The 23,305-nt window shown below is 46.3% G+C and carries 23 protein-coding genes and 1 other annotated feature; of the genes, 8 read left to right on the top strand and 15 right to left on the bottom strand.

Translation table 11 applies throughout. The features are described from left to right. Window positions 1-6 precede the first annotated feature (6 nt). The 6 genes from NOM90_RS16930 to NOM90_RS16905 form a co-directional block, all read right to left on the bottom strand. On the bottom strand, window positions 7-780 hold the full coding sequence (locus NOM90_RS16930) for a metal ABC transporter ATP-binding protein (RefSeq protein WP_255943668.1): 774 nt from the start codon (window positions 778-780) through the stop codon (window positions 7-9). Window positions 781-808: 28 nt separating this feature from the next. After that, complete coding sequence (locus tag NOM90_RS16925) at window positions 809-1,756, bottom strand: metal ABC transporter solute-binding protein, Zn/Mn family (protein WP_305121067.1); 948 nt, start codon at window positions 1,754-1,756, stop codon at window positions 809-811. A 255-nt stretch (window positions 1,757-2,011) separates the two neighbouring features. Continuing rightward, a complete protein-coding gene (locus NOM90_RS16920; RefSeq protein ID WP_255943666.1) occupies window positions 2,012-4,057 on the bottom strand; it encodes a peptidoglycan D,D-transpeptidase FtsI family protein in 2,046 nt (681 codons plus the stop codon). 139 nt (window positions 4,058-4,196) lie between these two features. Continuing rightward, a complete protein-coding gene (locus NOM90_RS16915) occupies window positions 4,197-6,272 on the bottom strand; it encodes a peptidoglycan D,D-transpeptidase FtsI family protein (RefSeq protein WP_255943664.1) in 2,076 nt (691 codons plus the stop codon). Window positions 6,273-6,311: 39 nt separating this feature from the next. Further along, window positions 6,312-7,439, bottom strand: a complete 1,128-nt coding sequence (locus tag NOM90_RS16910) for a transglutaminase domain-containing protein (RefSeq protein WP_255943662.1) — start codon at window positions 7,437-7,439, stop codon at window positions 6,312-6,314. A 79-nt stretch (window positions 7,440-7,518) separates the two neighbouring features. Beyond that, window positions 7,519-7,860 carry an ATPase gene (locus NOM90_RS16905; RefSeq protein ID WP_255943660.1) on the bottom strand — a complete coding sequence of 114 codons (342 nt, stop codon included), beginning with the start codon at window positions 7,858-7,860 and terminating at the stop codon, window positions 7,519-7,521. A 301-nt stretch (window positions 7,861-8,161) separates the two neighbouring features. Here NOM90_RS16905 and NOM90_RS16900 point away from each other — a divergent pair, with 301 nt between their 5' ends. Continuing rightward, window positions 8,162-8,512 carry a toprim domain-containing protein gene (locus NOM90_RS16900; protein ID WP_255943657.1) on the top strand — a complete coding sequence of 117 codons (351 nt, stop codon included), beginning with the start codon at window positions 8,162-8,164 and terminating at the stop codon, window positions 8,510-8,512. 61 nt (window positions 8,513-8,573) lie between these two features. Here the strand turns inward: NOM90_RS16900 and cyoE are convergent, their stop codons facing one another. Beyond that, window positions 8,574-9,494 carry a heme o synthase gene (gene cyoE, locus NOM90_RS16895; protein WP_370866639.1) on the bottom strand — a complete coding sequence of 307 codons (921 nt, stop codon included), beginning with the start codon at window positions 9,492-9,494 and terminating at the stop codon, window positions 8,574-8,576. A gap of 326 nt (window positions 9,495-9,820) precedes the next feature. Here cyoE and NOM90_RS16890 point away from each other — a divergent pair, with 326 nt between their 5' ends. Further along, window positions 9,821-10,021: a hypothetical protein gene (locus tag NOM90_RS16890; protein ID WP_255943655.1), complete on the top strand. Its 201-nt coding sequence runs from the start codon at window positions 9,821-9,823 to the stop codon at window positions 10,019-10,021. 93 nt (window positions 10,022-10,114) lie between these two features. Here NOM90_RS16890 and trpS read toward each other — a convergent pair whose 3' ends face one another. The 3 genes from trpS to NOM90_RS16875 form a co-directional block, all read right to left on the bottom strand. After that, window positions 10,115-11,101 carry a tryptophan--tRNA ligase gene (trpS, locus tag NOM90_RS16885; RefSeq protein ID WP_255943653.1) on the bottom strand — a complete coding sequence of 329 codons (987 nt, stop codon included), beginning with the start codon at window positions 11,099-11,101 and terminating at the stop codon, window positions 10,115-10,117. 57 nt (window positions 11,102-11,158) lie between these two features. Next, window positions 11,159-11,419: a binding site (T-box leader), on the bottom strand. Window positions 11,420-11,530: 111 nt separating this feature from the next. Further along, on the bottom strand, window positions 11,531-11,938 hold the full coding sequence (locus NOM90_RS16880; RefSeq protein ID WP_255943651.1) for an O-methyltransferase: 408 nt from the start codon (window positions 11,936-11,938) through the stop codon (window positions 11,531-11,533). A 295-nt stretch (window positions 11,939-12,233) separates the two neighbouring features. After that, entirely contained in the window at window positions 12,234-14,039 is a 1,806-nt protein-coding gene (locus NOM90_RS16875; RefSeq protein WP_255943649.1) for a M3 family oligoendopeptidase, read from the bottom strand. A 158-nt stretch (window positions 14,040-14,197) separates the two neighbouring features. Here NOM90_RS16875 and NOM90_RS16870 point away from each other — a divergent pair, with 158 nt between their 5' ends. Both NOM90_RS16870 and NOM90_RS16865 read left to right on the top strand, forming a co-directional pair. Next, the gene (locus NOM90_RS16870) at window positions 14,198-14,383 is read left to right on the top strand and encodes a YycC family protein (RefSeq protein ID WP_255943647.1); all 186 of its coding nucleotides are present in this window, start codon (window positions 14,198-14,200) and stop codon (window positions 14,381-14,383) included. 3 nt (window positions 14,384-14,386) lie between these two features. After that, window positions 14,387-14,617: a hypothetical protein gene (locus tag NOM90_RS16865; RefSeq protein ID WP_255943645.1), complete on the top strand. Its 231-nt coding sequence runs from the start codon at window positions 14,387-14,389 to the stop codon at window positions 14,615-14,617. Window positions 14,618-14,882: 265 nt separating this feature from the next. On the opposite strand, the gene NOM90_RS16860 is transcribed toward NOM90_RS16865, so the two are convergent. Beyond that, entirely contained in the window at window positions 14,883-15,584 is a 702-nt protein-coding gene (locus NOM90_RS16860) for a DUF2225 domain-containing protein (RefSeq protein ID WP_255943643.1), read from the bottom strand. Window positions 15,585-15,623: 39 nt separating this feature from the next. Then, window positions 15,624-16,004: a globin domain-containing protein gene (locus tag NOM90_RS16855; protein ID WP_255943641.1), complete on the bottom strand. Its 381-nt coding sequence runs from the start codon at window positions 16,002-16,004 to the stop codon at window positions 15,624-15,626. Window positions 16,005-16,595: 591 nt separating this feature from the next. On the opposite strand from NOM90_RS16855, the gene NOM90_RS16850 reads away from it, so the two are divergent. After that, window positions 16,596-17,396, top strand: a complete 801-nt coding sequence (locus NOM90_RS16850) for an NAD kinase (protein WP_255943640.1) — start codon at window positions 16,596-16,598, stop codon at window positions 17,394-17,396. Between the two features lie 110 nt (window positions 17,397-17,506). Here the strand turns inward: NOM90_RS16850 and NOM90_RS16845 are convergent, their stop codons facing one another. Together NOM90_RS16845 and NOM90_RS16840 are read right to left on the bottom strand one after the other, a co-directional pair. After that, entirely contained in the window at window positions 17,507-18,280 is a 774-nt protein-coding gene (locus NOM90_RS16845) for a YutD family protein (protein ID WP_255943638.1), read from the bottom strand. A gap of 206 nt (window positions 18,281-18,486) precedes the next feature. After that, window positions 18,487-19,347 carry a helix-turn-helix transcriptional regulator gene (locus NOM90_RS16840; RefSeq protein ID WP_255943636.1) on the bottom strand — a complete coding sequence of 287 codons (861 nt, stop codon included), beginning with the start codon at window positions 19,345-19,347 and terminating at the stop codon, window positions 18,487-18,489. Window positions 19,348-19,459: 112 nt separating this feature from the next. Here NOM90_RS16840 and NOM90_RS16835 point away from each other — a divergent pair, with 112 nt between their 5' ends. From NOM90_RS16835 to NOM90_RS16825, 3 genes are read left to right on the top strand one after another with little or no spacing between them, the layout of a single operon-like run. Next, window positions 19,460-20,518: a Gfo/Idh/MocA family protein gene (locus NOM90_RS16835; protein WP_255943634.1), complete on the top strand. Its 1,059-nt coding sequence runs from the start codon at window positions 19,460-19,462 to the stop codon at window positions 20,516-20,518. 12 nt (window positions 20,519-20,530) lie between these two features. Then, window positions 20,531-21,421 (top strand): sugar phosphate isomerase/epimerase family protein, encoded by an 891-nt coding sequence (locus NOM90_RS16830; protein WP_255943632.1) that lies wholly within the window; start codon window positions 20,531-20,533, stop codon window positions 21,419-21,421. Between the two features lie 51 nt (window positions 21,422-21,472). Beyond that, on the top strand, window positions 21,473-22,330 hold the full coding sequence (locus NOM90_RS16825; protein WP_255943630.1) for a sugar phosphate isomerase/epimerase family protein: 858 nt from the start codon (window positions 21,473-21,475) through the stop codon (window positions 22,328-22,330). Between the two features lie 54 nt (window positions 22,331-22,384). Here the strand turns inward: NOM90_RS16825 and NOM90_RS16820 are convergent, their stop codons facing one another. After that, on the bottom strand, window positions 22,385-23,179 hold the full coding sequence (locus NOM90_RS16820) for a TrmH family RNA methyltransferase (protein ID WP_255943628.1): 795 nt from the start codon (window positions 23,177-23,179) through the stop codon (window positions 22,385-22,387). Window positions 23,180-23,305: the final 126 nt, after the last annotated feature.

The raw sequence follows: 23,305 nt of genomic DNA, 5'->3' as shown, positions 1-23,305 counted from the left end.
TTGTCTTTATTCGCCGACCAATGCTTTCTTCCCATCGGAACTTACAATCGCAAGCTTGCCGCCGTAAGTCTCATGCAATAACTCTGGCGTAAATGTCGTATTCACTGGACCTGCTGCAATCAACTTTTTATTCAATAACAGAACATGATCGAAATATTCATCGACTGTAGATAGATCATGATGCACGACTAGCACGGTTTTTCCCGCTTGCTTCAGTTCGCTGAGTAGCGCGATAATCGCTTTCTCCGTTGCAGCGTCCACACCCGCAAAAGGCTCATCCATCACATACAGATCGGCTTCTTGCACCAGTGCACGAGCGAGAAAAACACGTTGTTGCTGACCGCCAGACAACTGACTGATTTGTCTTCGTGCAAAATCCGCCATGCCTACTTTATCCAGCGTATTCATCGCTAATTCTTTTTCTTTGCGTCCCGGTCGTTTGATCCAGCCCAAGTGACCGTAACGCCCCATCATGACGACGTCGAGCGCATCCGTCGGAAAATCCCAATCGACCGATTCACGCTGCGGCACGTAACCGACGCGGCTGCGCATCTTTTTGTAGGTATCGCCATAAATCGACACTTCACCGGAAATCGACGGGACAAGTCCAAGTATCGCTTTAAGCAAGGTCGACTTTCCTGCACCGTTCGGTCCAATCAATGCAATCAATTTTCCTTCGGGCAACGTAAAACTCACATCTTCGACAACGGCTTTGCGCTGATATGCGATCGTCATCCCGTTTACGGTAAGTGGAGCGTTTTTAGTTGAAGTCTGATTCATGCCTTGTCCTCCTTGTTCGGTGAAAAATTTATTTTAAAGCTTCCGCGATCGTATCCGCATTATGACGAATCATGCCGATGTAAGTCCCTTCTGTTGTTCCCGGCTCGCCCATCGCATCCGAGAATAGTTCGCCGCCAATCGAGACTTTATGACCTTGCTGCGCTGCTCCCGCGACAATCGCTTGCATCGAACGCGCAGGTAGACTCGATTCCACGAAGACGGCTTTGATATTGCGTTCAACCAAGTAATCACGCAATCGACTCACGTCTTTGGCTCCAAATTCTGCGGCGGTGCTGATCCCTTGTAGCCCAACGACTTCAACCTCATAAGCGTTACCAAAATAACTAAACGCATCGTGGGCGGTCACAAGTACGCGACCTTCTTGCGGGATTTCTTGCATCCGTTGCGCGACATAATCGTCTAATTCTTGCAGTTCGTTCAAGTAACGTTGCCCTTGTTTACGATAATCGTCGGCATGAGCCGGATCTTTTGCGATCAATGTATCTTGCACAGTCTGAGCCGCGATTTTCCATAGATCGACATCGAACCAGACATGCGGGTCAAATTCTTCACTTTGTGGCGTGCCGATCAGTCGATCTCTTGGCATATCTTGCGTCACCGCGACTACCGTTTTTTGCGCAGCCATTTTGACAAGAACACGCTCCATATTACCTTCCAAGTGCAGCCCTCCATAAAAAACGACTGCGGCACGGTCCAGTTTGCGAATATCGCCTTGCGACGCTTTGAATAAATGCGGATCGACGCCGGGTCCCATAAGCGTCGTCACTTGTACATGCTTCCCGCCGATTTCGCTTGCTGCGTTACCGATCATTCCTGTTGTTGCGGTGACGAGCAATTTTCCTTCTTCGCTTACGCCTTGAGCATTACTGTTGCCGGAGCAGCCTGCCAATATCGCTATACTCAGCAGGAGAAATAAGAGCCCTGTACTTTTTCCGATCTTTGCTTTGCTTATCAATCGATACGCCTCCTTCACAATAAATCGATAAAAACATCCATGTTTTGTATTTAAACTTCTCTATGTGCTACATTGTTTTATTCATGACTTTTTATTTCTCTATGCTAAAAATGTTTCCTTAGGGCAAATTTTAAAATAAAAAAAACGAAAATGCAAGTCTATCCGAATACGATTTTTCAAACGCAAAAAAAAGCTAGCTCTCATCGCGAAAGCCAGCTCTTTTTAAAACTTATTTGGATTAGAGACTCTTATCGATTACTGATTACCTTCAGTATTTTCTCCATTGTCATCTGCTTGCCCTTTTGGAACGCCGTCTAATCCATACACTTTATCGTACGAATCGAAGATCGCTCTGGCGATTGGGGCTGCACTTTCGGAACCGAAGCCGCCTTCAGGAACCATTACGGCTACCGCAAGCTTCGGATTTTCACGGGGTGCATACGCAATAAATACGCCGTTATCGAAAAGGTTTGGCTTCGTGCCTTGTGTAGATGTACCCGTTTTACGCGCAAAATCGTAAGCGAATCCGCTGAAAGAAGCATCGACATTGGTATTCATGCCTTTTTTGATCGCATTCCAATAGGATTCAGGCAAGTCTACTTTATTTAGCACTTTGGTCGATGTGATCTCAGGTAAATCAAGCTCTTTGCCGTTCGCATCGGTCACTTTGCTTACGAGCTTCGGCTGTACGCGAGAACCGTGATTCGCCAACATCGCGGTATATTGAGCCAATTGGATCGTCGTATATTTACCTTTTTGACCAAACGACGCATAGACCATACGAGACAATGCACTACTTCCGTCTTTATCGTTAAAATAATCGGCTGCGCCTTCCCATTCGCCCGGAAGATCGATGCCCGTTTTAACGCCGAGACCAAACTCTAGCATATGCTGATCCCAGACTTTAAGCGATTCGGCTCCATCTCGCACGTATAGAGCTTCCCCGATCTTTTTAACCATAAAAGTATTGGAAGAATGTTCAATCGCGGTCACTGGATTCAACAGCCCGTAAGCATGGCTGCCGGAGTTCCGAATCTTATCATCGCCTTTGCCGTAAGCCGCGATACCGACATCGTTGTACTGAGTTCCTAACGAAATTAGCCCTTCTTGCAGACCGATCAACACACTCAGAGGTTTGATTGTCGAACCGAGGTATACGACGGACTCTGCTTTTTTCCCGCTAGCGTCTGTTGGCTTGGAGCGAATCGCGCCGTTCAGATACGAATATTCGACCGCATCGTAGTTGCTTTTACTAATCGAACCTGTACGGTATACGTTAGGATCGAAGTCTGGCATATTTGCCATCGCGACTACATTGCCTGTATCGACCTCCATCGCGACTGCGGAAGCCGAGATCGCTTTCGGCAATTTCGCCAATTGCTTCTGCATCGCGTCTTCGGTATCCATTTGAACTTGCTTGTTGATCGTCGTCCAAATATTATTGCCTTTCACCGGAGGGACGATTTCTTCAACACCTCGCGCTGTATTTTGCGCCGAGACTCCGATTTTGCGATAACCGTTTTTACCGCGCAGTACTTCTTGATATTGTTGTTCTAATCCAAAATAACCGACATTTTCAGTACGGCTATACATTTCGCCTTCGTCTTTTTGGTCTTTTAGACCGGCTGCAATGTCTTTGTAGTATTGAACATTACTATTTTCGCCCATGAGGGAACCGAATTTTTTGATATATCCAACCGTCTGAACGGCTACCGTATCCGAATCGTAACGACGAATGGTTTCTTCTACAACTTCGAACGATAGCAGTCCGTCATACTTATGTTTATTTTCTTTAAAATAAGCAATTTCGTCATTGCTTAGACCCGTTTTGGCAGGTCTGGCGGTATATCCGTAACTGTGTATATTTTTCAAATCGAGCAGCTCTGGACCGATAAACTCTTCCATCGTTGGATTCGGGATATTTGTTTCGCCTTTTTCATTAAAAACATCCAAAATCTCTTGCAAAGCGGCATCAAGCTTCGAACGATTTTTTAGACCGGCGCCTTCTTTGAAGTCTTGCTCGAACGTAATGTATAACGTCTGCGTCGGCTCTGAATAAGCAAGTCTGTCTCCGTCTGCCGAAAAGATTGTGCCTCGCACTGGCTTCAGTGGAATATCTTGAGTTGCCCGTTCCTGAGCTTCGGCTTGCAGTTTGGGAGCTTCGACAAATTGCATTGTCGCAGTGCGCACAACAATGATCGCAAATGCAATAAATACAACAAAAAATAATAAACTCATCCGCATACCAAAACTTTTGCGTTTTTTATGATCGTCTCGTTCTTCTCGCGTTAAAATCTTCATTACATCCTCCTTCATTGAATCCCCCACAGAAAAAAACGCTCTAGCGACAGAGCGTCTTTTCCGGCGATATTGAACTTCTGGCATCTTCGTTGATTTTATTTTAATCGTTATCTACTGAACGTTCAACTTTGCATGTTCGTTACGGATTTTGTACAGATTCTTCTTCATTGATTGGTGTGCCATCTTCATTCGTCTGTTGCAGACTTTTTTTAGGCACGCCGTCCAGCCCATATTCGTAATCATAAGCATCGAAAATTTTGCGTGCGATCGGCGCCGCGCTTTGCGAACCGAATCCACCTTCAGGCACGACTACAGCTACCGCAAGTTTAGGGTTATCGCGCGGAGCATAGGCGATGAATACGCCGTTATCGATATTTTTGCCGCGTATTTGTTGCGTAGAAGTACCTGTTTTACGTGCAAAATCGTACGGGAAGTCGTCAAAAGTTCCTTCCAACTGTGTATTCATACCCTTTGTGATCAAATCCCAATCTGCGCCTGGGAATTCAGCTGTGTTCAAAACTTCTCTTTTCGCTTTATAGACTACTTTGCCTTTGGAATCTGTAATTTTAGAAACGATATGCGGCTTCAAACGTTCTCCGTGATTAGCGAGTGTGACCGTATATTGAGCTAACTGCATCGTCGTATATTTACCTAACTGTCCGAACGAAGAGTTTGCCATTCTTGTCAGCAAACTTTCGTTTTCGTTCGTATAGTCGATCGTACCTGATTGTTCACCAGGCAAATCGACTTCTGTAGGTACGCCTAAACCAAATTCTTTCATATATTTGTCCCATACATCGATAACGCCAGCGCCGTATTTACTGAGCAGCGGCTTGCCGACTTTATCGATCATGAACGTGTTCGACGATTTTTCTATCGCCATCCTAGGACCAATGTTTCCCAAAAAGTGACCGCCGGCATTTTTAATCCCTCTTTTGTCGGACTCATTGAGGTAGGTGATCCCTTTATCAAAATAAGTACTCGAAGGACCGAATAATCCTTCTTTCAAACCTATCAGAACCGAGAGCGGCTTGATCGTCGAACCCATATATACAACCGATTCCGCTTTGTTGCGCTGATCGTCAGGAGCTTTCGCGCGAATCGTGCCGTTAATATATAAGTTTTCGATCTCTTTGTAATGGTCTCCCGAGATACTGCCGGTATTGTAATAGTTAGGATCGAAGTCCGGCATACTTGCCATTGCGACTACATTTCCGGTGTCCACTTCCATTGCGACCGCAAAACCTGTCGACACGTATGGATTTTTGGCACGCAAAGTCTGAATCTGGCTTGAGATTGCTTTTTGCGTTTCGGTTTGGATGTATTTGTTGATACTCATCCATACGTCATTGCCTTTTTGCGGAGGAACGACTTTTTCAACGCCGCCTTCTTTTGCCATGCTTCGCGCAGTCACTTCGATACGCTTATAACCATTCTTCCCGCGTAAATACTTTTGATATTCTTGTTCTAACCCATAGTAACCGACATTCTCTTCTTCTTGATATTGAACCGTAGGATCGTTACTGGTGGATTGAGTTTTATAAATATCTTGATAAAAAGGAAAATTTGGATTTTCTCGAACGCTTTTAAATTTATAAATGTACCCGACTGTTTGCACAGCCACAGAATCCGTATCATACTCGCGCTTTGTTTCTTCCACGACATCCAATGACAAAATACCTTTGAACTCGTTTTTATGTTCTTTGAAGTAAGCAATCTCAGCTTCATTCAGATCGGTTTTGATTTTACGCGGCATATAGCCGTAATGCTTAATATTCTCCAAATCCAACCGATCGCGACCTAACATTTCTTCCAACGTAATCTGTTCGCCGCCGGGATTCAATTCTTGGAATTTAACCAACAATTCGTTTACGACTTTTTTTAATTCCGGACGATTTTTAAGACCGACTTCATCGGTATCCGAATAATTTTTCAGCGGCGTTGCATACAACGTCTGAGTCGGTGTCGAATATGCAATCGGAACGCTATCCGCTGAATAAATCGTACCGCGTACCGGTTGCATGGGAATATCGCGAGTCGTTCGACTTACGGCTTCTTGCTGCAATTGAGGGCCTTCTACAAATTGAAGCATAGCGGTACGGACAATAATGACAGAAAAGATAGCGAATACACTGAAAAAAAACAAATTAAGTCGAAGCCCGAAGCTTCGATGACGACGCACTTCCTTTTCGCGATCTTTATCCTGCACTTTCATGGGCGCCTCCTCTAGATGTTCCTGAGCCTATAAGTATCGTTACCAGACACTTTTCCGGATATGGGTATCCGCAAAGTCTTGACGGTCAAACCAATTTCCCCCGGACGCCCATGTCGGATCAAGTTCGATCCAGCGGTCTTCTCCGGCAATATATACTTCGTTCCATGCGTGAGAGCCGTAGCCTCCTTGCCCATCTGCGCCAAGCCCGGTTACGACGCGAACTTGTAATCCAGCAGAGCGAGCCATTGCCGCATAGAGTCTTGCATAGTCAATACAGACTCCCCTGCGCGTATCATACGTATCGCGCGGAGTTTGCTCGTTCCAAATCCCTTTTTCTTCGTACAAAGTTACTTTGTCATAATCGTACTGTATCCGACTTCCCACCCAATCGTATAACCGCTTTGCTTTTTCTGTATCGCTACCGCTGCCGGCAACTTTCACTCCAGCTTGACCGATATCCGCCGGAATATTCCGGTCGATGACATCGTATTTTTGCTGAAGAATTCCATCCAGTTCTGCGGTAGCCGATGCGGTAAGCACCGGTAATTTCTGCGTAATCCATTGCCCGGCTACAGGTTCGAACACCGTTTGTGACGTATATCGATAAGCCGGCGAGGTCTCCGCATAGCGACTCAATGGACTACCCGGAAATAACGATGTCGCGATAAAAATTACAGCGAGTAGCAACAAACTTCGCCATATGCCCGCGATTAAACCTAATCCTGCTCCGCCGATTTTATCTATAAAAGCGCCCATTTTACGCTGCTTTTTTCTTTTTTTCGGAGAGTCTTCGATAGGCGAACGCCATCTGGCAAGTACCGACAAGATCAATACGCAGATCGGATAGATCAATACGAACAACAAAGCGATACGCAGCAATGTAAAATCGGTTACGAATCCAAGTAACGTATAGCTGAACGATTTCCACTGCGGCAATTCGCCTTGCGGCATCTCAAGCAGCATCCGTCCTGCCCATTCGCTGACATAAGGCGAAGCCCATCCTGCGAGCAGCAAAGCTGCCGCAATTCCGAGTACACGCAGCAACAAACGGCTGAACATCGAGCCTAATCCTGCTGCTGTACGATATGTGCCTAGCCAAGCTCCGCGAAGTACCGATAAGATTACAATCGCAAGCAATACTAGACTGATAACGTCCATGCTCGGCATTTTGCCACCTCCCGAATAAAAGACGTACCTTATATTTGATAGTTGCGCCTATCCTGAAAAAAGTTTAAGCCGTATCTTTTTATTGGCTATTTGCTCTGGCTCTGCGGATTAGTGCATTCACTTGTTCGCCGCGATCCCATTCTCCTAACGATACATTCCGATATGTTACTTCGACTGTCTTCGCGTTCGGCTTTCCTTCAAGTTTCAAGCTTTTGGTCTGTACAACAAACGATCCATCTTTACCTTGCTGAAATTTGGCATCTGCCGCTTCCGATTTGACTAAGTTTAAAGCTTCGCTTTGAAGTTTTGCCACCGCTTCATCTTTTACATTCGTAACCGTATTTTGAATTTGATCCAGCGATACGCCGCTATACACGATTAAAGCGACGACGATCACGATCGCGATTGCCCATTTAATCATCGTCTTGATGATATTAATGACCAAAAAAATCGCAACTAGAGCAATCAGCAGGATCAGCCAGTTTTGTTTGATAAATTCGATCCATACTTCCAGATTAAACAGGGTAGACCCCTCCGTTCTTCACTTTCATTCGATGCAGCTTGCCACCCCTCGTTTCCGGCAGTCTGCATGCGGTTTAATTATACCGTACAAAAAGGGTCGCTGTCAGCTCTGCATGTGCGCCGATCCAATCTTTTGCAATACAAGCTTACCCTCGGTACACTGAATAAAAATCCGTTTTCAATTTAAGGAGGCAACCCCTATGGCGCTTACCGTTATCGTAGAAGGCAAAAATGATCGTAGCAAACTGCGGCGCGTCTTGGACGATAGCGTTCAGATTTTGTGTACATTCGGTACGCCGAATTCGTCAAGACTGGATTCGCTTTATCAAGAAGCCAAGCACGACGACGTTTATCTTTTTCTGGACAATGATTCGTCAGGTCGTAAAATTCGCGCATTATTATCGGATCTTTTCCCGGATGCGGAACATTTGTATACACGCCGCGGATATGCAGGCGTAGAAGGCACGCCGGATGAATATATCGTGCAGCAGTTAGAAAAAACAGACTTAGAAGAATTTATCCATTATCCCGAGGGGATGAAGCCTTTATAAAAAAAGCCGTTGCTCACTTCGCGCAGGAAGAAAGCAACGGCTTATTGTTCAATACTGCCAATCAATGCGCTGTATCGATAATCATCAGTAAGAAGGTAACCAACATATAATAGATCGAATACATAAATACTTTTTTGCCCCAAGCATCAGGATCTTGCCCTTTTGCCAAGCCTTTGACTGCGAAGAACAACCATAGTGCCGTAATCGCAACCGAAGCCACGGTGAAAATCATGCCGACATAGTCGTAAGCGTACATCAGGATCGGCACAGGTAGCAGAAGTACGATATAAGGCAACATTTGCCACTGCGTACGACGAATCCCTTTCACAACGGGAAGAATCGGGAAGCCTGCTGCGCGGTATTCTTCCACGCGGCGAATCCCAAGCGCCCAGAAATGCGGCGGCTGCCACAAGAACATCCACAGGAATAACAAGACTGCTCCCATATCAATACGGTTTGTTACCGCAACATAACCGATAACCGGTGGCATTGCGCCCGAAATCCCGCCAAGCGATGTGCTCCATGTCGATGTGCGTTTGAGCCACATGGTATATAAGACCACATAAGCGAACATTCCGATCGCACCGCAGATTCCGGTTAATACGCCGCAAAATGCGAACAAAATCACAAGACCCAGCACACCTAATATAATGCCGTAAGTCAGCACGACACTTGGAGCAATTTTACCTGTCGGCAACGCCCGGTTTTTTGTGCGTTCCATCTTGGTATCCATCTCGCGGTCGAGATAGTTATTGAATACGCCTGATGCCCCGACAATCAGCATCGTTCCCGCTAAAGTCGCCAGCAAATTCAACCAATCGATATTCCATCTGGAAGCCAGCCAAAAGCCAGCGAGCGTCACAAACAAATTCGAACGTAAAATGCCCGGTTTCGCAAGCGTCAAAAAATCTCTCCAAGTGACCCGGTTCTCTACGGGTTCCGACACGGGAGAGGCGTCCGAAGCTACATAATTTTTACTCACGCGTTTACTTCCTCCTTGTTATAAATAGGATTAACCCTAACTAAAATCGACTTTTGCAAAGCCGAGAGCGCATATGTCTATAAAATCAATCATATCAAAGCCCTTTGCGATTGCCAACGATTCCAACAACAAGTTCGATAAATTGACAATTTCATAAAATTTTCAACCTTTTCAGTAAAAAAGATGTGGAATTTTTTGAGGGAACGGGTACAAATTTTGCCGGTTTTTTCGCATCTGATCAAATAAATACGTTATAATAGAAACAACACGATTAAAAATAAGTTTGATTCCCGCAATTGAAATCCAAATTAAACGGAGGTTATCCGATGAATAAAGGGCTTGCTTTATGGTTTGCGGTTTCTTCGATGGCTTTAGTGACGTTATGTGCGATCTTGATTAATGAAAGCGCTTGGCTAGCACTCGGCGTTGGCGTTCTTGCGATGTTGAATATCGGTTGGGGCTTTGTGACCAAAGTTCGGATTCAGCGCAAAACAGGTACCACTACACCGCCACCTTCTACACCTTAATTAAACGACTCTAATACTTGAAAAATAACGAAAAAGCAGCTTTGCCGATCTTACCGGCGCAGCTGCTTTTTTATGTTTTAAATGAATTTGCGTTTACGATTTTGGCAAAAAGCCCATGCGATCGCGCACGCCTTTCATCGTTTCTTCTGCGACCGCTTCAGCGCGCTCTGCACCTTTTGCCAAAATGCGTGTGATCTCGCCGGATTCACGAATTTGACGGTAACGTTCTTGCATCGGTTCTAGTACAGACACAACCGCTTCGCCCAATTCTTTTTTGAAAGCCCCATACAGTTTGCCGTCAAAATGAGCTTGAACCTGGTCCAGTGTCATCCCTGTACATTCCGCATAAATGCCCATCAGATTGCTGACTTCTGGTTTGTTCGCAGGATCATAACGAACTTCGCCGCCCGAATCTGTAGTCGCACGGTTGAACTTTTTGCGAATCACATCCGGTGGATCAAGCAGCGCGATATAGCTGCCTGCATTGGCGTTACTTTTACTCATTTTTTTCGAAGCATCATCAAGTCCCATTACGCGAGCGCCGACTTTTGGAATATAAGGCTCCGGTACCGTAAAGAAGTCACCGTAACGAGCATTGAAGCGTCCCGCCAAATCACGAGTCAGCTCCAAATGTTGCTTTTGATCTTCGCCTACCGGAACCAGGTCAGCTTGGTATAGCAAAATATCGGCTGCCATCAATGAAGGATAGACGAACAACCCGGCTCCAACCGAACCTTTGCCTTCCGATTTATCTTTGAACTGGGTCATACGCTCCAATTCGCCCATCCCTGTGAGCGTCGTCATCAACCATCCCAGCTCAGCGTGTTGACGAACATGCGACTGCATAAAGATATTGGATTTCTCTGGGTCAATGCCGGCTGCCGCATACAAAGTCGCGACGGATTCCGATTGCTCACGCAGTGCCGCTGGATCTTGAGGAACGGTAATCGCATGCAGATCAACGACTGAGAAGAAACACTCATGATCGTTTTGGAGCGCTACGAAGTTTTTGATCGCTCCAATATAGTTCCCGATCGTCAACTGTCCACTTGGCTGAATACCCGATAATACTTTTTTCATGACTGGTCAGACTCCTCCGCTGTAAAATATGCCGAAAAACGCAAAAAGGCCCCGTCCGTAAGGGACGTGAGCCGTGGTGCCACCCTTTTTATCGAGAAAGCTTACAGGTCGGAATCTACACTTCTCCGACTTTATCTCGATCTTTATCGCTCCGATAACGGGAAGCGAACTCCGGCTTGCCTAGTTTGGAAACAAAATTTCCATTTCAGCGCAGCACTCCGAGGTCCATTCGTTCAGGTCGTCTTCACTGACTTGCATCACCCGTCAGCTTTCTGTAGAACACCGCACCTGCTTACTTGTCCTCATCATCGCGTTTTTCAGCTTATGTGCTTCTCATCATAAAGTCGCAGAAAGCCTTTGTCAATTTTTTCGATGATCGCTTCGTATCCGGCTCCCTTTCCAAGATACGATTCAATCCCGATTCACCTTTTACAAAAAATCGGACCGGATTTCTTTGTAATTGGATTTCGGATAACGAATCATGCTGCTTGCCATATTGTAGTTCGATTCAAATTGCGCATCGATCACAATAGCGGCTTTGCGAATTGCAAATTCGTAATGAATTTCGCCATGCGTCCAATTTTTTTTGTAATTGAGGGATTCGATTGCCATATTGCGAAAAACTCGAATTTGTTGTTCGGTTAAGCCTTGTTCCGGTGCTTCCACATGACCGTCGCGTCCTGCAAGCGGTGTATGACGAATACCGAATTTCCCTACCGCATTATTTCGAATTTGAACAAATACAGTCCCTGCATCAAGCCCCGACAATTCTTCGCTCAACTCTTTGAAAACGATATCCAGTTGTCTAGGCAACGAAAATTCATTAACAACAAACATAAAAGATCCCCCTCTTAGGTAACACTTGAGTACGTGCAATTTCGCCTTGCATACCGGTATGTAGCGCTTAAGCCCTATTATAAGTGCAGGGCTAGCTTGCTTCAATACAAGTTGAGAGAATTGAGTAAATATGACTATTTCACTTCAAATATCCACCATTTTTAAGTCAAAAAGAAACAAAAGGCGAGCAGATTCGACTTCTGCTCGCCTTTTTTCGAGTTTTCGTTTTTAACTAACCTTTTTAAATCCCAGCTTTTTGAAGTTATAAATCGCTAAATCAATCGTTTTCCGAAGCTTACGACCCAACTTTCGATGTGGTCAGATCCATAAATTCCCGAACATCTGCGACACTCATATCGACAGCAGCCTGCCAAAAATCCGGTTTTGTCAAATCGACATTCAAATGCTTATGAGCCAAATCTTCGACATTCATTCTGCCTGTATCTTTTAGCAGCGCATCATACTTGTCTGCGAACCCTTGCCCTTCACGCTGCGCCTGAGCATAAATCCCGGCGCTAAACAAATAACCGAACGTATAAGGGAAATTGTAGAACGGAACGCCTGTATTGTAAAAGTGAAGCTTGGATGCCCAAAAATGCGGATGATAATCGTCGAGTGCTCCGCAGAACGCTTCTTCTTGCGCTTCGACCATCAGATCGCTTAAATCTTGAGGAGTAAGCAGACCGAAGCGGCGTTTTTCATAAAAACGGGTCTCGAACAAGAAGCGAGCATGAATATTCATAAAGAACGCAATGCTGCGCTGAATTTTATCATCCAGAAGCACCATGCGTTCTTCTTCTGTCGATGCCTTTTTCACTAGCGAATCCGATACGATCATTTCAGCGAACGTCGATGCCGTCTCCGCCACATTCATTGCGTAACGTTGGCTGAATGTCGGCAGTTCATCCATCACATGCTGATGATAACCGTGTCCAAGTTCATGTGCCAAAGTCGAGACATTCGAAGCTGTACCGCTGTAAGTCATAAAGATGCGGGTTTGCTTCGTCAGAGGCAGCGCGGTACAAAAACCACCCGGGCGTTTACCGGCACGATCTTCGGCTTCGATCCAATTCTGCTCGAAAGCACCTTGCGCAAAATCTGCCATACGCGGGCTAAAGCTGCGGAACTGCTCTACGATCAGATCGGCAGCATCATCGTAATGAATTTTCGATTCGGATGCGCCCAGCGGCGCATCGACATCGTGCCAACCCAATTTTTGCAATCCTAGCAATTGTGCTTTGCGATTCAAATATTCGACGAATACCGCTTTGTTGTCGGTAATGACTTTCCACATCGTGGAAAGCGTCTTATCCGACATTCGGTTGATCTCCAGCGGTTCGCGCAGCGGATTATCCCACCCGCGTTTTTCATACAAAGCCAGACGGAAACCTGCCAAATGATTCAACGTATCCGCGCAATAATCTTCGACCTCTGTCCAAGCTTCTTCCCAGTTACGCCCCATTTCTTCCCGCTGCTTTGGATCAGAAGAACCGAGTTTATTCGCGGCTTGAGCCGCCGATAATCGTTGAACTTCGCCATTTTCTTCGTACTTCACTCGAACGTGACGCACGATCGTATTATAAAAGCTACTCCAGCCCTGATAACCGTCAACCGATAACGAAAGCGCCAAACTTTCCAGTTCAGGCGTCATTTTATCGCGAGCTTGAGAGCGGCTTTCGCTGAGGTTAAATGTCACAGGGGCCACCGATTCTCTAGCCATCCATTGTTCCCAAATCTGATCTTCTGTATTTTGTAAAAGGCTATCGAAGGTTGCGACGACGCTTTGCCAGCGGGCACGAATCGAACCGACGCGAGCCGATAACTGCCCGGCTTTTTGGTCATTTTGATCTTGCGCGCTCAAACAGGATACAAAAGCTCCACCTTGGCGAAAACGTGCCGAAATACTTTGCACTTTTTCAAAAATCGGATCGAAAGCTTCAGTCTGCTGAACCGTAGTCGGTGAGGATAGACTTTCGATTTTCTGCTGTAAATCGTCCACATCGCTAGATAATTCATTCAAAAAATGATCGAATTCGTTCGAAGACGAACCTCCCGGAAAAATGGTTTCCAAATCCCATGTCTGCTTGAAGCGATTACTCATTGTCGTTATCACCTTTCTTTTTTGAAATATGTAAACGTCAATTCCCCGCTATCTGGTGTTCGATAGACTCATATGGTGTTTGCCAATCCCTCATGGTACAGTATAACTATAGCGAATACGTCTTATTAAGCCAAATCTAACATAGGAGGGAAGACATAATGAGACCTCTACAAATCTCGCCGGACACGGCGATCAAACTTTCCAAACAACTCAATGTTCCGATCGAACATTTGATGCATATGCCGCAGCATATCTTGATGCAAAAGCTCGCTGAACTCGCCAAACAAGAAGCGGCTGAAGCGGCAACTCCATCGTCTGAAGACAACGCTGAAGGGAAGAATTAATTCATGATCCCTTTTGAAAAAGCGTTGCCTTACGATCAGGTCATGGGCGATCTGACTGTACCGAAATGTCCGTTTTGCGGAGCGGAAAATGTGTTGTTGCCGATCCGTCCTGCGGAAATCAAAGATATTCAGACCGGCAAAAAAAGGCTGACCGTGTTCCCTTGTTGTCACGGAAGGCTTACGGTGCTGGATTGCGATGATGATTATCTGATGACGGATACAGTGGTGAAGTGAGTGAGGTAGGTAGGCGGGGCGGGCTTCGGGATCGTTCGTACGGTCGCGTGTTGCAGCCGGGAAGCTGGGATTGGAAGCTGTAGGTCGCTTCCCGTCTGCAAAGGCTTTCTTAACGAACGATTCCTACGCCCTGTGCGCCTGTGGGTGGAAGGCAAAAGGTTAAGAGCAAGGACATAAAGGATAAAAGATAATAAAAATAAAGAAGAGCGACTCAGCGAATTAGGCTGAGCGCTCTTTTTGCATTCAAAATTAGAAAACAAGTTTTTTAAGATTCCAACATCTCTGTCGGCAATTCCATTTTCCGAGCCAGCATATCTTCGCGAAGCGTCGCCCATTGTTCCCGCGAAGCGCGAATCATTCCCGCATCCATGATGCGTTGATCGTGAATTACGCGCGAGAACCAACGTACCGCTTCGTTGAAGTCGCCTACGCGTCGACATAACTCTCCGATCAAGTACATAAGCCGCGCATCGTTTGGACCTGCGGCTTCGGTCTCGTAGACCTTTACATATGAATCTCGCGAAAATCCGATAAAGCGCCGTTCTTGTTCTTCGTTGCCCGCATACCGATACAACCATGCAATATGATGCAAAAAGCTAGCGATAATCCGTTCTTTGTCACCAATGACTTGCGCGCAGATCAATGCTAACTTGTACGTTTCCAGCGCTGCTTCCAAACTGCGTTTGCCTGCATAATCTTTCTTTTTGGCTGTAGCTCCGACTTTTTCTTCAAACGACTTCCGTTGATCCGCGCTTAGCTTACTTGCCGAGTTTTCGGTAAAAGCAAAGCCACAATGCGGGCAGACGCGAACCACGTAAAAGTCTGGATTTTCATTTTTATAATAAGCGCAAAAATCGGCGTCGCGCCGGATCGTCTGTTTGAAACTCGGCCGAACGCGGCTCGTTTGAAAAGTCAGTTCACAGCACACGCAGGAGGTCGTAATTTGAAACAGCGGATCGATTTCCATGATCGTAAGCCCTCTTTCTGAATCATAAATGGCGGAACTTTAAGAATGAGTATTCACAAAATGATAGGCGGGACCTTGCAGACGGGCAATTACAAATTCACGCAGCTCGTCTTCGACATTGTTTTGCTCCAAAGCCGCGTTCATACAAGCTAACCACGCATCGGCACGTTCGTTGGTGACTGGAAAACGCATATGTCTCGCGCGCATCATCGGATGCCCGTGCTTTTCCGAAAATAACGGCGGGCCTCCAAAAAATTGCGTCAAAAATTGATGTTGTTTTTCAATCACGGGTGCCATATTTTCAGGAAATAATGGAGCGAGTAGCGGCTCGTTTCCTACATTCTCGTAAAAGGTTTCTATAATAGTCCGCAACCCGTCCGATTCGCCGAGTTGCTGATAAATCGTTTGTTCAACATCCATTGCCTTTGTCTCCTTTTTCATTCGTGGTCACGACCTTGGCTTCCTGCTCAATCGTTAACCTTTTTCTATTATAGCAAACGCAAGAAGATTGCAGAGGAGTCTTTATACATAGTTTAAAAGGAAAAATGCAAAAAGGCGTCGAGGATTAACCTCCACGCCTTTTTGACCGTGTACCCGTCCCCCGGAACCCACGTTAATCGAATTTACTTCAAACTCAATATCCGCTCCACTCCTCTTCCCCAATATGTTCATGAGAAATACGGATTACGTATACGAAAGCACACACCATAATTGCTGTAACAACACTCATGTGACCACTCCGTCCGTATCAAATTTAAGGACAAATGTCGATATGCGAACCCTGTCATCCGTCAAAAGAACGAGATAAGCAGTTAAAAGTTTGGTTTTTTTATTCTATCACAGTTCATCAAAAAATAAAGCGATTTTGCAACCGCTTTCCAAAAGAATTAAGGATAAAATTTACAAAAAAAAGTTTTCCGCGCTTCCATCTCTTGAACATGTTAAAATGAACGGGAAAAGGCATCGGCGTGCTTGGCAAAGCAAAACTCCGAGAAAAGGAGCGTTCAATCGTTGAAATACTATGTACTGGACCGTGGCGACCAATTATCGATCGACCTCAGCCAACAATTTCATACACTCGCAGCCGAAAAAGGGTTTGAGATGGATTCCGAATCACCGGAAATCGTAATTTCGATCGGCGGAGACGGAACCATGCTTCATGCGTTTCATTCGTTTATCGACCGGATTCCCGAGATTGCATTTGTCGGCGTGCACACAGGGCATCTGGGCTTTTACGCGGATTGGAAAGCCGAAGATTTACCGGAACTGATCGAATTTATGTCAGGTGCCGGCGAAGGCGGATTAGGGCCGAAGATGGTCAAGTACCCGCTGTTAGAGCTTGAAATCGAACGTAAATCGGGTACGTCTACGCATACCGTGCTTAACGAATTTGCGATCAAAGGTGCCGAAGCGACCATGGTCGTGCAGATCGACATCAATGACGAAGTATTCGAAATGTTCCGAGGCGACGGCATCTGCGTTTCTACGCCGTCTGGCAGTACCGCTTACAATCGCGGTCTGGGCGGTGCGATTATGCACCCGACGCTTGAAGCTTTGCAGATTGCAGAGATTGCTTCGATCAACAACCGGGTTTTCCGTACTCTCGGTTCCCCTCTTGTTTTGCCGAAGCATCATCATTGCGATATTTATTCGCGCAAAGACCAACGTCTCATTTTGACTATGGATCACCGTTATCTGACGATCGACGATCTCGTATCGGTACGTTGCCGGGTATCGAGTCAAAAAATCAGTTTCGCTCGTTACCGTCCGTTTCCGTTCTGGAATCGGGTTCGTGAAGCTTTCCTTGGCTAAACGACGTTTAATCAGTTTACAAAAATCCGGTAGATGTAGAAAAAGCAAAAGCGGCTCTTGGGAGAGCCGCTTTTGCTTTTTCTTTTCTATACGTATTCGATCTGGATAGACTATTCCGTACGTGATTGCGCTGCCGGATTTGCAGGTGCAGAAGATGCCGAAGCTTCCCGGCTCGTTCGTTCTGCGTTACCTTGACGCTGTCCCGAACGATTTTCGCCGCTAGGACGTTGATCGTTGCCCGAATTTTTATCCGCGTTGCGATCTTCTCGTTTGCGATTGCGGGAATGTGATTCGCCGTTGGCGTTTTTAGACTTGTCCCGATTAGGACGCTCGCCGCGTTGGACTTGCTTTTTGCCTGAATTCCCTTGCGATTTATCTTTCGATTCCGTCTCGCTTGGCGCATCTGCATGACGCGAATTTTTTGCATCTCGATCATTATTATTGCGACCTCGATGTTCTTTGCGTTCTTTCGCTGCGGGCTGCTCGCCTTTTTCTTTCGCCGCTTCTTTGTCTTTCGATTTTTGCGTTACGCGATATTCGCGCACCGGTTCTTTGATTTCATCCAAGTTTTGATATTGCGCCGCTTCTTCCGGGTCTTTGACATCTTTCATGTCTTTGACTTTGCGAATTACGAAGTAAGCGCATCCGAAATTACAATGTTCGGTAATATAATCGGTTGTAAAAGAAAATTGGGATTCTTTTGCGATCTTGGATTGTCCATCGTGGTACATGCCTTTGAGGCGCAGTTGATTATAGCCCCAGTCTCCAATGATGTAATCATAACGTTCTAAAATTTCACTGTATCTGCCACGAAACGCTTCTGCATTCCAGCCGTTTCTGTAGTCGATCATGATTTCGTATACTTTACCACCGATTTGAAACAACGAATTTCCCTCCCCTACCGCAACGCTCACCGTTCACAGTCTATGTTCTATCTTTCAACCTATATCTTTCTGACGTTATACTTTGCTACTATTCAATAAATCATAAGATTAGACATCCATCTACATTCATTATAACGGTGACTGGTAAAAAAACCAATAAAGACTTGTGGATAAACGCTTTCGTTATCAGCTTTACGCCTTTCTTTTCAAGGACCCACCCGGTTTCGATACTCTCTCGGAGAGACGCCGGTAATCCGTTTAAAAACGCGAGAAAAATAAAACATATCCGAATATCCAAGTCTTTCTCCGATTTCTTTGACACTTAGTTCGGTATTGAGCAAAATATTACGGGCTTCAGCGGTACGTAATCGATGGACAAATTCATTGAACGGATAACCGGTATATTTTTGCACGATTCGGCGCAGCGTAGAGACCGAAATATGATGAATAGCCGCAATCTGTTCCACAGTCGGAGGTAGATGCCGCAAACGCTGGATGTCTTCGATAATCTGCTCGGCTAACCGTTCTCGTTTTGCTTCTTCTACCCCTGCTTCGTCGAATACTAATTCATATAAAAAACTTTCTAATTGCAGCGCAGCTCGGTCTAGATGGTCAGGTGTTCCGCTATCGATCAATCTCAGCATATTTTCCATCCGCTGCAGCATAATTTCGTCGATTCTCCACTCCTGAACGATACCCGATGCTGGCAGCAAGTTTTCTCGCCATTCTGCAACCCGCGCACCTGAACAAGTAAAATAATATTCGTCCCAATACTCACCCGGAAGCGGGCCGTAATCGAAGCTGGCTCCAGGATATAAGCAAAACCACGAACCGGCTTGTACGGTCTGCACTTCTTCTTGGTTCACTCGATAAGTTCCGCTTCCTCCTGTGATCAATACTATCGCCCAGTGATGAAATGTAGCGTTACTTCGAGGCGTTGTCCGTCCCGGCAAATGCCCGGCATTAACGAGAATTGCCGATTGAATCCGAAGTCTTGTCGTATCGACAGAAGGCGTCAGCACGCGAATCGGGCTTCGGCTGATCGTATAGTCCATATATTTTGACATCTATAACATTCTCTCCTTGAATAAAGCTGTGCTAAATTAGACGTATCTATCATCTATTCTGAACAAATATAACATATCGCCTCTCGATATAAAGGAAAGGATGAAGCTTATTATGGAAAAAATTCATATCGGATTAATTGGCTGCGGTTCAATCTCTGACGCGCATTTGCAAGCTTATGCTTCGCATCCTGAGGTCAAATTAGTCGCTGTATGCGATCTCAATCTCAAACGCGCCGAGCAGGTTGCTTCGCAGTACCAGATTGAAGGCATATACGAAGATTATCATCAACTGCTTGCCGATCCTCATATTCATGCGGTCAGTATTTGCACATGGAATAATTCACACGCGGAAATCAGTATTGCTGCTTTGCACGCAGGCAAACATGTATTATGCGAAAAGCCCTTATGTAAAACGGTCGAAGAAGCGCGATCTGTCCAACAAGCGGTTGAGCAAACCGGCAAAGTGTTGCAAGTCGGTTACGTTCGTCGTCATGCCACCAATATCGAAGTTTTAAAACGATTTATCGATGCTGGCGATCTGGGTGACTTATATTATGCAAAAGCGAGTCTCATCCGTCGTCTCGGAAATCCGGGAGGTTGGTTTGCGGATCAAGAACGTTCGGGCGGTGGGCCTTTGATCGATATCGGGGTTCACGTGATTGATCTGTGTTGGTATTTGATGGGCAAACCCAAAGTGATTTCGGTCAGCGGCAACACGTATCGCAAACTCGGCAACCGTTCTCAGATTCAACATTACGATTATTATCAAGCTGCCGATTTTGATCCTTCGATCAATACCGTCGAAGATATGGCGAACGCGATGATCCGTTTTGAAAATGGCGCTTCGCTCATGGTTGATGTGAGCTTCTCCCTACATGCTCGCAAAGACTCTGCGCAAATTGACGTGTTTGGCGAACGTGGCGGCGCCGAGATCGAACCGAAACTCGCGATTGCAACCGAACGCCATAACACGATAGTCAATATCGATCCGCAACTGACAACGCCGGGCTTTGATTTTACAGATAGCTTTAAGCGGGAAATTCATCATTTTGTCCAAGTCTGCCAAGGTAAAGTCGAGAATCTATGCCCGGTTGAAGACGGTGTTGAGATGATCCGAATTTTGAACGCGATTTATCAATCGGCGAAAGAAGGACGCGAAATTTCATTATAAGGAGGGTTTTGGATGAACCATTCATTACGCTTAACGAACAAAATCGGAGTGATCGTCGACAGCTTCGGGATCGGGATTGCTGAAGGGCTCCAAAAAGCCAAAGACGTAGGCGCAGAAGGCGTTCAGATTTACGCGGTATCCGGCGAGATGGACCCTGATAATCTGACAAGTACACAGCGCCGCGAATTACGCAGTCTGATCGATGGGCTAGGTCTGGATATTTCCGCACTTTGCGGAGATTTGGCAGGGCATGGGTTTCAAGATGCTTCGGTCAATGCCGCGAAAATCGAGAAATCCAAACGGATTTTAGATCTTGCACTCGAACTCGGAACGAATATCGTGACGACCCATATCGGCATCGTTCCTGATGATCGAAATAGTGCTATTTACGCCGCGATGCAGCAAGCTTGCGAAGAACTGAGTCGTTATGCCAGCAGCATGAATGCTTATTTTGCAATCGAGACCGGTCCGGAACCTGCCGCTCATTTGAAAAGTTTCCTAGATACTCTCGGCACAAAAGGCGTTTCCGTCAACTTCGATCCTGCGAATATGGTTATGGTAACCGGCGATGATCCGGTGCGCGGCGTACATACCCTTAAAGATTACATCGTGCATACGCATGTAAAAGACGGTCGTCGCCTGCGCGAAGTGAATCCGAAGCAAGTATACGGCTATCTTGGTTATGACAAGATGGATCATACCGCGATCGCAGATATGGCTTCGGGCGGTGCAGACTTTATCGAACTCCCGCCGGGCGAAGGCGATGTCGATTTCGATGCGTATTTTCAAGCACTCCAAGATATCGGCTATACCGGTTATTTGACGATTGAACGCGAAGTTGGCGATGATCCAGCCGCCGATATTGCGGGAGCCGTTCAATTTATCCAAAAATACCGAGCTTAATTTCACAAGATTAAACGTTTGATTTCACTTCGAAAGGAGAACCTTACTCTTATGCAACTCGGGATTAGTTCGTACAGTCTGTATCAAGCTATGCAGCAAAGCAAAATGACGATCGAAGACGTATTTCATTGGGTAGCTGAACTTGGCGCATCGCATATCGAGCTTGTGCCAGGTCTCGGATTTGATTTTAGCGAAGACGCTCATCTGGAAGCCCGCTTGATTGAACTTGCAAACAGCCTTTCGCTGGAACTTTCGAATTATGCGATCGGCGCGAACTTCATTACGAAAGATGAAGCTAGCTATGAAGCCGAAATCGCTCGTGTCATATCCGAAGTAGACCGCGCGGCAAGGCTTGGGATCAAGCGGATGCGTCATGACGTGGCTTCGCGCGAAGACACTTCAATCTTGCTTTTCAATGAAGATTTGGAACGTTTGGCATCGGCATGTCGCCGGATCGCCGATCATGCGGCGCAGTACGGGATCATCACCAGCGTAGAAAATCACGGTTATTATATCCAAGCCAGCGATCGTGTACAGACGTTGGTCCATGCGGTAGACCGTGCTAATTTCCGCACGACGCTCGACGTCGGCAATTTTGTCTGCGTCGATGAAAATCCACAGACAGCTGTAGCAAACAATCTGCCTTATGCTTCAATGGTGCATATCAAAGACTTCTATATTCGCCCTCCTCATCGCAATCCTGGCGAAGGCTGGTTCCGCAGCAGCGGCGGCAACTATCTGCGCGGCGCAATCGCCGGGCAAGGCGATCTGGATCTCGTCGCATTGATCGATCTGATCCGATCTTCCGGCTATGACGGCTTTCTATCGATTGAATACGAAGGCATGGAAGATTGCCTGACGGGTACGCGGATTGCTTTTGATAATGTGAAGCGGATCTGGAATCCATAACAAAACGACCTTTCCTTAATCAATAAGGAAAGGTCGTTTTTCGATCACATTCAGTTAATTCAACCGCTGACGCACCGCTTCAAACAACAAGATCGAAGCCGCCATCGCGACATTCAGCGATTCGGCTTGACCCGGCATCGGAATAATGATCGATTCATCGACGAAAGCTTGCACTTCGGGCGACACACCGCTGCCTTCGCTACCGAATACAAACCACGTCGCGCCTTTATAATCCGCTTCGTAGCAATTATGCTGCGCTTGAAGGCTTGTGCTGACGATCTTCGCCGATGCTTTTTGAGCCTGCGGCAGCAGCTCCGTTAAGTCACATTCGACGATCGGCAGATGAAATAGCGAGCCCATCGTCGAACGTACGGTTTTCGGATTATAAATATCCGCGCAGCCGCGCCCAATCAGTACGCCTGACGCGCCCGCCGCATCTGCCGCCCGAATGATCGTGCCGACATTCCCCGGATCTTGAACCCCGTCGAGCACCGCGACCAGCGAATGCTCCACTCGCAAAATATCCTCGATCTTCGCTGCCGATTTACGCACAATCGCAAAGACCGGCTGCGGCGTCCGCGCTTCGGTACACTTTGCCACAATCGCAGACGAGACCGCAACCCATTCGGTATCGCCAGATGCCGCATCCTTTTTCAATTCAACAGGTACCCCGAGCGTCACATCATAAGCGACACATTCGACATCCGCTCCTGAACGAAGCGCTTCTTGTACCAGATGAATCCCTTCAAGCAAATACTTCCCTTGCCGATCCCGATGCTTCTTCTCGAGTAGCCCTGCCCATTCTTTGACCCGCGCATTCCCCGTCGATTCAATCTGTGTATGTGCCATTTCTTTATCCTCCCATCCTTCAAAAATAACGATCTTCAAAAGTAAAGGCATCGCCGCAGCGATACCTTTATTTGCTCTATATGTTATCTTTTTTACCCCTACACCCTTCAATGGTGCAGAAAGCCT

It is taken from the genome of Saccharibacillus sp. JS10 (assembly GCF_024436065.1).
Taxonomy (GTDB): domain Bacteria; phylum Bacillota; class Bacilli; order Paenibacillales; family Paenibacillaceae; genus Saccharibacillus.
This window is presented reverse-complemented; position numbering and strand designations above follow the sequence as displayed.

Coding starts and splice junctions, on each gene's coding strand:
- NOM90_RS16900 (WP_255943657.1), top strand. CDS start 8,162: ATGGCGCTTACCGTTATCGTAGAAGGCAAAAATGATCGTAGCAAACTG.
- NOM90_RS16865 (WP_255943645.1), top strand. CDS start 14,387: ATGATCCCTTTTGAAAAAGCGTTGCCTTACGATCAGGTCATGGGCGAT.
- trpS (WP_255943653.1), bottom strand. CDS start 11,101: ATGAAAAAAGTATTATCGGGTATTCAGCCAAGTGGACAGTTGACGATC.
- NOM90_RS16860 (WP_255943643.1), bottom strand. CDS start 15,584: ATGGAAATCGATCCGCTGTTTCAAATTACGACCTCCTGCGTGTGCTGT.
- NOM90_RS16830 (WP_255943632.1), top strand. CDS start 20,531: ATGAACCATTCATTACGCTTAACGAACAAAATCGGAGTGATCGTCGAC.
- NOM90_RS16875 (WP_255943649.1), bottom strand. CDS start 14,039: ATGAGTAATCGCTTCAAGCAGACATGGGATTTGGAAACCATTTTTCCG.
- NOM90_RS16855 (WP_255943641.1), bottom strand. CDS start 16,004: ATGGATGTTGAACAAACGATTTATCAGCAACTCGGCGAATCGGACGGG.
- NOM90_RS16870 (WP_255943647.1), top strand. CDS start 14,198: ATGAGACCTCTACAAATCTCGCCGGACACGGCGATCAAACTTTCCAAA.
- NOM90_RS16890 (WP_255943655.1), top strand. CDS start 9,821: ATGAATAAAGGGCTTGCTTTATGGTTTGCGGTTTCTTCGATGGCTTTA.
- NOM90_RS16835 (WP_255943634.1), top strand. CDS start 19,460: ATGGAAAAAATTCATATCGGATTAATTGGCTGCGGTTCAATCTCTGAC.
- NOM90_RS16920 (WP_255943666.1), bottom strand. CDS start 4,057: ATGAAGATTTTAACGCGAGAAGAACGAGACGATCATAAAAAACGCAAA.
- NOM90_RS16840 (WP_255943636.1), bottom strand. CDS start 19,347: ATGTCAAAATATATGGACTATACGATCAGCCGAAGCCCGATTCGCGTG.
- NOM90_RS16820 (WP_255943628.1), bottom strand. CDS start 23,179: ATGGCACATACACAGATTGAATCGACGGGGAATGCGCGGGTCAAAGAA.
- NOM90_RS16825 (WP_255943630.1), top strand. CDS start 21,473: ATGCAACTCGGGATTAGTTCGTACAGTCTGTATCAAGCTATGCAGCAA.
- NOM90_RS16905 (WP_255943660.1), bottom strand. CDS start 7,860: ATGATTAAATGGGCAATCGCGATCGTGATCGTCGTCGCTTTAATCGTG.
- NOM90_RS16910 (WP_255943662.1), bottom strand. CDS start 7,439: ATGCCGAGCATGGACGTTATCAGTCTAGTATTGCTTGCGATTGTAATC.
- NOM90_RS16880 (WP_255943651.1), bottom strand. CDS start 11,938: ATGTTTGTTGTTAATGAATTTTCGTTGCCTAGACAACTGGATATCGTT.
- NOM90_RS16915 (WP_255943664.1), bottom strand. CDS start 6,272: ATGAAAGTGCAGGATAAAGATCGCGAAAAGGAAGTGCGTCGTCATCGA.
- NOM90_RS16930 (WP_255943668.1), bottom strand. CDS start 780: ATGAATCAGACTTCAACTAAAAACGCTCCACTTACCGTAAACGGGATG.